Source organism: Jidongwangia harbinensis (assembly GCF_020216025.1).
Classification (GTDB): domain Bacteria; phylum Actinomycetota; class Actinomycetes; order Mycobacteriales; family Micromonosporaceae; genus Actinoplanes; species Actinoplanes harbinensis.
Genome location: NZ_JAIWNC010000090.1, coordinates 2,501 through 5,437 on the forward strand (window position 1 = coordinate 2,501; position 2,937 = coordinate 5,437).

At 56.7% G+C, this 2,937-nt stretch carries 2 rRNA genes (1 of these 2 running past the window's edge); both read left to right on the plus strand.

The features are described from left to right. A 23S ribosomal RNA gene (locus LDL48_RS43060) occupies positions 1-2,693 on the plus strand (it extends 432 nt beyond the left edge of the window). Between the two features lie 117 nt (positions 2,694-2,810). After that, a 5S ribosomal RNA gene (gene rrf, locus LDL48_RS43065) occupies positions 2,811-2,927 on the plus strand. The last annotated feature ends 10 nt before the right edge of the window (positions 2,928-2,937 follow it).

Sequence of the window (2,937 nt, forward strand, 5' to 3'; positions counted from 1 at the left end):
TGTGACCTTCTTGTGGTGTTCTCGAGTAGCGGCGGACCCCTGAAATCTGCCGTGAATCTGCCAGGACCACCTGGTAAGGCTGAATACTTCCTGGTGACCGATAGCGGACGAGTACCGTGAGGGAATGGTGAAAAGTACCCCGGGAGGGGAGTGAAATAGTACCTGAAACCGTTCGCCTACAATCCGTCAGAGCCTTATGCGTACTTGTTACGTGGGGGTGATGGCGTGCCTTTTGAAGAATGAGCCTGCGAGTTAGTGGCATGTGGCGAGGTTAACCCGTGTGGGGTAGCCGTAGCGAAAGCGAGTCTGAAGAGGGCGTGTAGTCGCATGTTCTAGACCCGAAGCGGGGTGATCTAGCCATGGGCAGGTTGAAGCGTGGGTAAGACTGCGTGGAGGACCGAACCCACCAACGTTGAAAAGTTGGGGGATGACCTGTGGTTAGGGGTGAAAGGCCAATCAAACTCCGTGATAGCTGGTTCTCCCCGAAATGCATTTAGGTGCAGCGTCGTGTGTTTCTTGCCGGAGGTAGAGCACTGGATGGTCTAGGGGGCCTACAAGCTTACCGAAATCAGCCAAACTCCGAATGCCGGTAAGTGAGAGCGCGGCAGTGAGACTGCGGGGGATAAGCTTCGTAGTCGAGAGGGAAACAGCCCAGATCACCAGCTAAGGCCCCTAAGCGTGTGCTAAGTGGAAAAGGATGTGGGGTCGCATAGACAACCAGGAGGTTGGCTTAGAAGCAGCCATCCTTTAAAGAGTGCGTAATAGCTCACTGGTCAAGTGGTTCCGCGCCGACAATGTAGCGGGGCTCAAGCACACCGCCGAAGCTGTGGCATTCACATATTCGATCCGCTGCGAGACGTGTTCTTGTGGTGCAGTCGTGTGGATGGGTAGGGGAGCGTCGTGCTACCAGGGAAGCGGCAGAGTGATCTAGCCGTGGAGGTTGCACGAGTGAGAATGCAGGCATGAGTAGCGAATGAAGGGTGAGAAACCCTTCCGCCGGATGACCAAGGGTTCCAGGGCCAGGCTAATCCGCCCTGGGTGAGTCGGGGCCTAAGGCGAGGCCGAGAGGCGTAGTCGATGGATAACGGGTTGATATTCCCGTACCCGCGTAGGAGCGCCCATGATGAACCTTACTGTGCTAACCACGTGATCTGCCGGCGGCCTTCGGGCTTATGGTGGTGAGCCTGGGAACCTGGTTTGTAGTAGTCAAGCGATGGGGTGACGCAGGAAGGTAGCTGATCCCGGCCGGTGGTTGTGCCGGGGTAAGCGTGTAGCCCGTGCCATAGGTAAATCCGTGGTGCATGAGGGTGAGACGTGATGCCGAGCCGATTCAGGTGAAGTCAGTGATCCTATGCTGCCGAGAAAAGCCTCTAGCGATGTTCCGAGCGGCCCGTACCCCAAACCGACACAGGTGGTCAGGTAGAGAATACCGAGGCGACGGGCGAACTGTGGTTAAGGAACTCGGCAAATTGCCCCCGTAACTTAGGGAGAAGGGGGGCCGGACGCGTGAAGCCCCTTTGCGGGTGGAGCGTGGTATGGCCGCAGAGAGCAGGGGGAAGCGACTGTTTACTAAAAACACAGGTCCATGCCAAGTCGTAAGACGATGTATATGGACTGACGCCTGCCCGGTGCTGGAACGTTAAGGGGACCTGTTAGCTCTTCGGGGCGAAGCGGAGAACTTAAGCGCCAGTAAACGGCGGTGGTAACTATAACCATCCTAAGGTAGCGAAATTCCTTGTCGGGTAAGTTCCGACCTGCACGAATGGCGTAACGACTTCCCCACTGTCTCAACCACAGGCCCGGCGAAATTGCACTACGAGTAAAGATGCTCGTTACGCGCGGCAGGACGGAAAGACCCCGGGACCTTTACTATAGCTTGACATTGGTATCCGAATGTAATTGTGTAGGATAGGTGGGAGCCGGTGAGCCTCGGACGCCAGTTCGGGGGGAGGCAATCTTGAAATACCACTCTGTTGGATTTGGGTATCTAACTTGGGGCCGTGATCCGGTTCAGGGACAGTGTCTGGTGGGTAGTTTAACTGGGGCGGTTGCCTCCTAAAGGGTAACGGAGGCGCCCAAAGGTTCCCTCAGCCTGGTTGGCAATCAGGTGTTGAGTGTAAGTACATAAGGGAGCTTGACTGTGAGACTGACAGGTCGAGCAGGGACGAAAGTCGGGACTAGTGATCCGGCACTTGCGAGTGGAAGCGGTGTCGCTCAACGGATAAAAGGTACCCCGGGGATAACAGGCTGATCTTCCCCAAGAGTCCATATCGACGGGATGGTTTGGCACCTCGATGTCGGCTCGTCGCATCCTGGGGCTGTAGCAGGTCCCAAGGGTTGGGCTGTTCGCCCATTAAAGCGGTACGCGAGCTGGGTTTAGAACGTCGTGAGACAGTTCGGTCCCTATCCGCCGTGCGCGTTGGATACTTGAGAAGGGCTGTCCCTAGTACGAGAGGACCGGGACGGACGAACCTCTGGTGTGCCAGTTGTCCCGCCAGGGGCACGGCTGGTTGGCTACGTTCGGAAGGGATAACCGCTGAAAGCATCTAAGCGGGAAGCCTGCTTCGAGATGAGGTATCCCACCACCTTGAGTGGGTAAGGCTCCCAGCTAGACTACTGGGTTGATAGGCCGGAGATGTAAGCCAGGTAACTGGTTCAGTTGACCGGTACTAATAAGCCGAGGGCTTAACCACACCATATTTGATGGTTTGCGTCCACTGTGTGATTCACAGCAAACGAACAACCACCCCCTACCCGGGGCACATGCTTGCCGGGGTGGGGTTGCTGGTTCGGGGTTTGTTGGTAAGTGTTTCGGTGGTCATAGCGGTGGGGAAACGCCCGGTCTCATTCCGAACCCGGAAGCTAAGCCCTCCAGCGCCGATGGTACTGCACTCGGGAGGGTGTGGGAGAGTAGGACGCCGCCGGACTCAACGTGAA